The organism is Bacillus sp. JJ722 (assembly GCF_036963345.1).
GTDB lineage: Bacteria > Bacillota > Bacilli > Bacillales > DSM-1321 > Bacillus_AD.
This window is the reverse complement of the sequence record NZ_JBALMO010000278.1, coordinates 8971-14107: the sequence shown is the minus strand read 5'-3', so window position 1 is coordinate 14107 and position 5137 is coordinate 8971. Positions and strand designations below refer to the sequence as shown.

Here is a 5137-nt window from a genome sequence, read left to right as displayed (position 1 = left end):
GGTGGCAGCAACACAAACGATGGCAACAGCACAAATGGTGGTAGTAACACAAATGGTGGAAGTGGCACAAATGGTGGTAATGGCTCAAGTGATGGACATATAGGAGATGAATGCGCCACAACGTTCAAGGATATAGAAAACCATTGGGCTAAGAAAGAAATTGAATCTGTGGTAGAAAAATGTCTATTTTTAGGCACTAAAGATAATATGTTCAATCCAGAGGGTACTATGTCTAGAGCTATGTTTGTTACGGTTCTTCATCGTTTAGAAGATGATAAAAATGAATATGTAAGTAAAACCTTTAAAGATGTAAACTATAACGATTATTACGCTAAACCAGTCGAATGGGCTTATAAGAATAAGTTGATAAAAGGTGTAACATCAGATACTTTCAACCCACACCAGGCTATAACACGACAAGAAATGGCAGTAATAATGGATAACTATATCAACTATAAAAATATCAAATTGCCTACTGTTGAACGTGAGCCGTTTAGCGATTCTAAGCAAATAAGCAAATGGGCTGAAGATAGCGTTGAAGCGATCTATGAAGCTTCTATTATGAATGGTCGAAAAGGAAATAAATTTGATCCTTTAGCTAAGTCTACACGAGCTGAAGTAGCTGTCATACTAGACCGTTTTTTAGAAAAAACAGATAAGTAACAAGTTTGAAAAGCAAGCAATGCTATTAATTGCTTGCTTTTATTTCGTTAAAAGTGAAATAAGTAGTTGAAAGGAAGGTGCATAAGTTGGAAGAAAAAATGAAACATTGGTTAGCGACAAAAAAAGTACTTATGGTGTTGAGTGCTCTTTTATTTGTGCTTTCTTTACTTATTGCTAACTTTATTTTGTTTATGTTTAAAGATTTATTTTCTTCGATAGCTAATGACGGGTTAGATCCGCAACCTTTTTCTTTTAAGTTATCTTCTTTTTTTGAGATGCCAATTTCAGATTATCCAATCTATTATTGCATTGCGTTTGTTATATCTGGATTATTTGTCTTACGGTTTATTTATTTAGTAAGAACAAACTATAAAGATTTAAACCAGGAACAAAAAGGCTCAAGTCGCTTTACTACAGAAGAAGAATTAAAGAAGCAATATAAAGCTGTACCGGAAAGAAAACAGCACTATAAGGGAAATGGTGGGGTTGTTATCTCAAGATTAGGTAATCAAATCTTCATAGATGATAGCCCTGTTAATAATCTAATTATCGGTACAACACGTTCTGGTAAAGGTGAAACCTTTGTATTCCCTTGTATTGATGTGTATTCCAGGGCCGAATTCCAGCCGTCATTAATTTTAAATGATCCCAAAGGTGAACTGTTTACGGCTTCTAGAGATACTTTGATTGAGCGAGGGTATCACATTGAAGTTTTAAACTTGCAAAATCCGATGGAATCTATGAGTTATAATTTGCTTCAGCTTGTGAAGGAAGCCTATAAGGAAGGCGATTATTCAACGGCACAGGCTTTATGTAAAACACTGACACATACTCTTTATTACAATCCAAATGCAAAAGATCCGTTTTGGCAACAATGTGCGATGAGTTTATGTAATGCCATGATTTTAGCTATTACAGATAAATGCATCCGGGAAGGACAAGAAGAAAAAATAACAATGTATACTGTTGCGAATATGTTGTCTGATTTAGGTTCTCAAGAGGTATTAGATGATGAAGGTTTCCCACAAAATGCGTTGGATATTTATTTTCAATCATTACCGAGTGATAGTGTAGCGAAAATGCAATATGCTACTTCTAACTTCTCGAAAGGGACAACAAGGGGTGGAATCTTCACTCAAACGATGAATGCTTTATCCATCTTTACCTTTGACGAAATCGCTAAAATGACTTCTGAAAATAGTCTAGACCTGACACGTATAGGCTTTGGAAAACAGATAAAAGGAACAGGGAAACCAAATCAACGAATTACTCTTACTATAGCTGGTAAAGAAGAGACGGTTAAAACCAATAGTGTTGGATTATTCGAGTTGCATTTTAAGCATAGTGCTAAAATAGGTGATTCTATCGAATTAAGACAAGGGGAAGAGAAACTTGTAGTACGTATTTGGAGTATCCAAGAAGAGAATGGTGTAGTTGATTTTGAAGTGATTCAAGAGAGTTCTAATCTTAAAATAAACTCCATTGTATTATTTGAAAAACCTACCGCCATATTTATGATTACTCCGGATTATGATTCAAGTAATCATGTCATTGCATCGATCTTTATTCGTCAATTGTACTTTGTATTGGCCAAATATGCTTCCTTGTCACGTGGAGGTAAATGCCATAGAGAAGTTGTCTTCTTGCTTGATGAGTTTGGAAACATGCCTTCCATTGAGGGAATGGCTAATATTATTACGGTTTGTTTAGGACGTAATATCCGATTTAACTTGATTATTCAAGCATATTCACAGCTTAAAAACAAGTATGGTGATGATGCTCCTACCATTGATGGAAACTGTGGTAATACGATTTATATTTTAACTAATGACCAGGAAACAGCCGATAAAATTTCTAAAAAACTAGGGGATAAAACGATAAATTCTCTTTCTCGTAATGGACAAGGCTTTTCTTTAGATAAAAATAAAACAGAAGGTGTAGATGGTCGTCCATTATTGACAGCTAGTGAGTTAAAAGGATTGCAGGAAGGTGAAAGCGTTGTTCTTCGTGTTATAAAGCGTACAGATCAAAATAGAAACCGTATTACGGCTTATCCGATATTTAACACTGATAAAACAAGGTTGAAATATAGATGGGAGTACTTAGCGAAAGAGTTTGATACCGATAAATCTATTTTGGATATAGACATACCATCTTTACATGAAAATTTGGATATTCAATCGCTAGCGATTAATTGGACGGATGCTATGGAACAAGAAGAACAAACGGAACAAATGCAAAGTACATCTGAAGAAAAAGAGAAAATGACATCTGAAAATAAAGAGGAAAGCAAGGCTGAAATAAAAGAAAATGCAGAAGAAGCGCAACCTGTTCCAGAAGAGGTTAAACATAGTGAAAAGGAAAGTGGCTGCTTAACGGTTGAAGAATGGTTCGAGACTGATCCAACGGTGTATTCGTTAGTTTCATCTTGTTTTATGAACATTCTTTCAATGGATAGAGAAGCGATTACTCAATGTACATTAGATGAATTTCAAGAGCATTTACATGTATTAGCTCATAATGATCAAATCCCTAAAAATGTGTACCAGGTTGTTGAAAATAAGTTAGCGAAATTTATTGAACAAAGTAAGGGGGTGTAGCCTGTGAGCGATGAACAAATATTAGAGGTCTTAAATAAGTTTAGCGATGTGTTAGAAGTTAGTAACATGTGGAACTATGCTTTTAGATGGGTTGGTTGGCTAATTATTCAAGGTTTATCCTGGTTGGTTGATGGATTAGAGAATATAACAGATACAATTTTAGGAATGAAAACCTTTTTTGCTTCACCAAAAGTACAAGAATTTGTAACCATGATACAACCCTTTCTGTATATTCTTTTAGCTTTCTCTTTCTTGTATATTGGGTATTGTTTGATCTTCCAACGTAAAATTAATAGGGAACAAATAGCGATGAACATATTTATTTCGATTGCTGTTCTCTTAGTTTTAAATACAAGTATGATGAAAGCAGATAAATTCACTGATCAAGCGATTAAAGCAATTGATGCTAGCCCACAAGCTTCGATTAGCGAAAAAATAATAAAAGATCATATGACAGATATTGCTCAATATGATGTGAACGGTTGGAAGTCAACTGAACTGAAAGAACGAAATAAAATATCAGAAGAAAATATTAGAAATATCGATATTACGGAAACCGTAGATGAAGATTTTGAAGTAGCAGAAGACAAAAAGTTATCCGATAATGGTCAGGATATAGTACAGAATGAAATAAAGCTATTACCGAGTGGACAAGAAGTAATTGTTGAATTGGATAATGGCTTTTTTGATTTTTTCAAAGAACATTATTATCGTTGGCAATGGGATTTTTGGACAATCACGATTTCCCTTTTAGTTACAGGTATGGCGTTATTATTTACGTCTATAAAGTTAGCTAAACTTTGCTATGAATTAGCGTTTAATTATATTTTAGCCACGATTATTGCACCAGCTGATGTTGCGGGTGGTCAAATGTTAAAACAAGTATTAAAAAGCATACTTAATACATTCTTGATCATTATCATGATTTTTATGTCCATGAAATTATATCTCATTGGTACAGAGTATATTGCAGCCAATATAAAAGGCCCAGCTTATTTAATTGCTTTAATAGCTATCAGTTTAGCGCTTATAGATGGGCCGGTTCTTTGTGAGCGTTTATTTGGTATTGATGCTGGATTAAAGAGTGGTTGGTCTGCGGCTGCTGCTAGTTATGCAGCTGTAAAATCTGGTGCTAAAGGTTTAAGTACTGTAGGAAAGGCTGCTGCTACTGGAACAAAAGGAGCGTTAGCTGTAGGTGGTGGCGTTGCTGGAGCTTTAAGTGGTTTAAAGGATGCAGTTAGTGGACAAGAGGAAGGTTCAGGTAATCAAGCAGGTAGTCTATTTGAAGAAATGAAAAATGATAGTGACAAGAATCAATCATTTGGTGGTACATCGGATTCTTCAGATAAAGGCATATCTCCTACTGGACTTCATGAAGACACAGATAATGATCCAGGCGGTATAGAAGAATCCACTTCAATGGCTGCTGATACTGATGCTAATGATAGTGACGTTGATACTCATTCAAATATGAATGGAGAATTACCAACATCAGCTTCCTTAGCCGAGTCTTCAAGTTCCGGATCTTCTAGTCAAGATGAATCTGGATCGATCCCTTCAGCGAAGGATCAAAATAATTCGGAAATGTCTTCAGCGTTACATGGGAATCAAAATGAATCTTTATCTTCAGGCTTAACAGATCAATCATCTGTGGGTTCTGGACAGACAAAGGATGGAAAAGAGTCCATTCCAAGAGAAAATACATCTGTTCCATTGGAAACAGCTTCACTTCAGGGGATGGAAAGTAATACTCCGGCTAAAGAGGGTGCTTCTGTTTCAGGTAAAGGAAATGGTGAAAGCCCTATTAGTACTGGGAAATTTGATTCTACTTCTCCATCTTTAGCTAGTGAAATGTCACCTGATCCAGGTGTAGG

At 35.4% G+C, this 5137-nt stretch carries 3 protein-coding genes; all 3 read left to right on the top strand.

Features of this window, described 5'->3' with window-relative positions; all coding sequences use genetic code 11:
- Positions 1–663 (top strand): S-layer homology domain-containing protein (locus V7014_RS23745; RefSeq protein ID WP_335510990.1); only part of this gene is annotated, 663 nt, incomplete at its 5' end.
- 77 nt (positions 664–740) lie between these two features.
- The gene (locus V7014_RS23740) at positions 741–3263 is read left to right on the top strand and encodes a VirD4-like conjugal transfer protein, CD1115 family (protein WP_438824967.1); all 2523 of its coding nucleotides are present in this window, start codon (positions 741–743) and stop codon (positions 3261–3263) included.
- Positions 3264–3266: 3 nt separating this feature from the next.
- Positions 3267–5137, top strand: a 1871-nt coding sequence (locus V7014_RS23735) for a pLS20_p028 family conjugation system transmembrane protein (RefSeq protein WP_335510987.1), incomplete at its 3' end; no start/stop codon positions are given.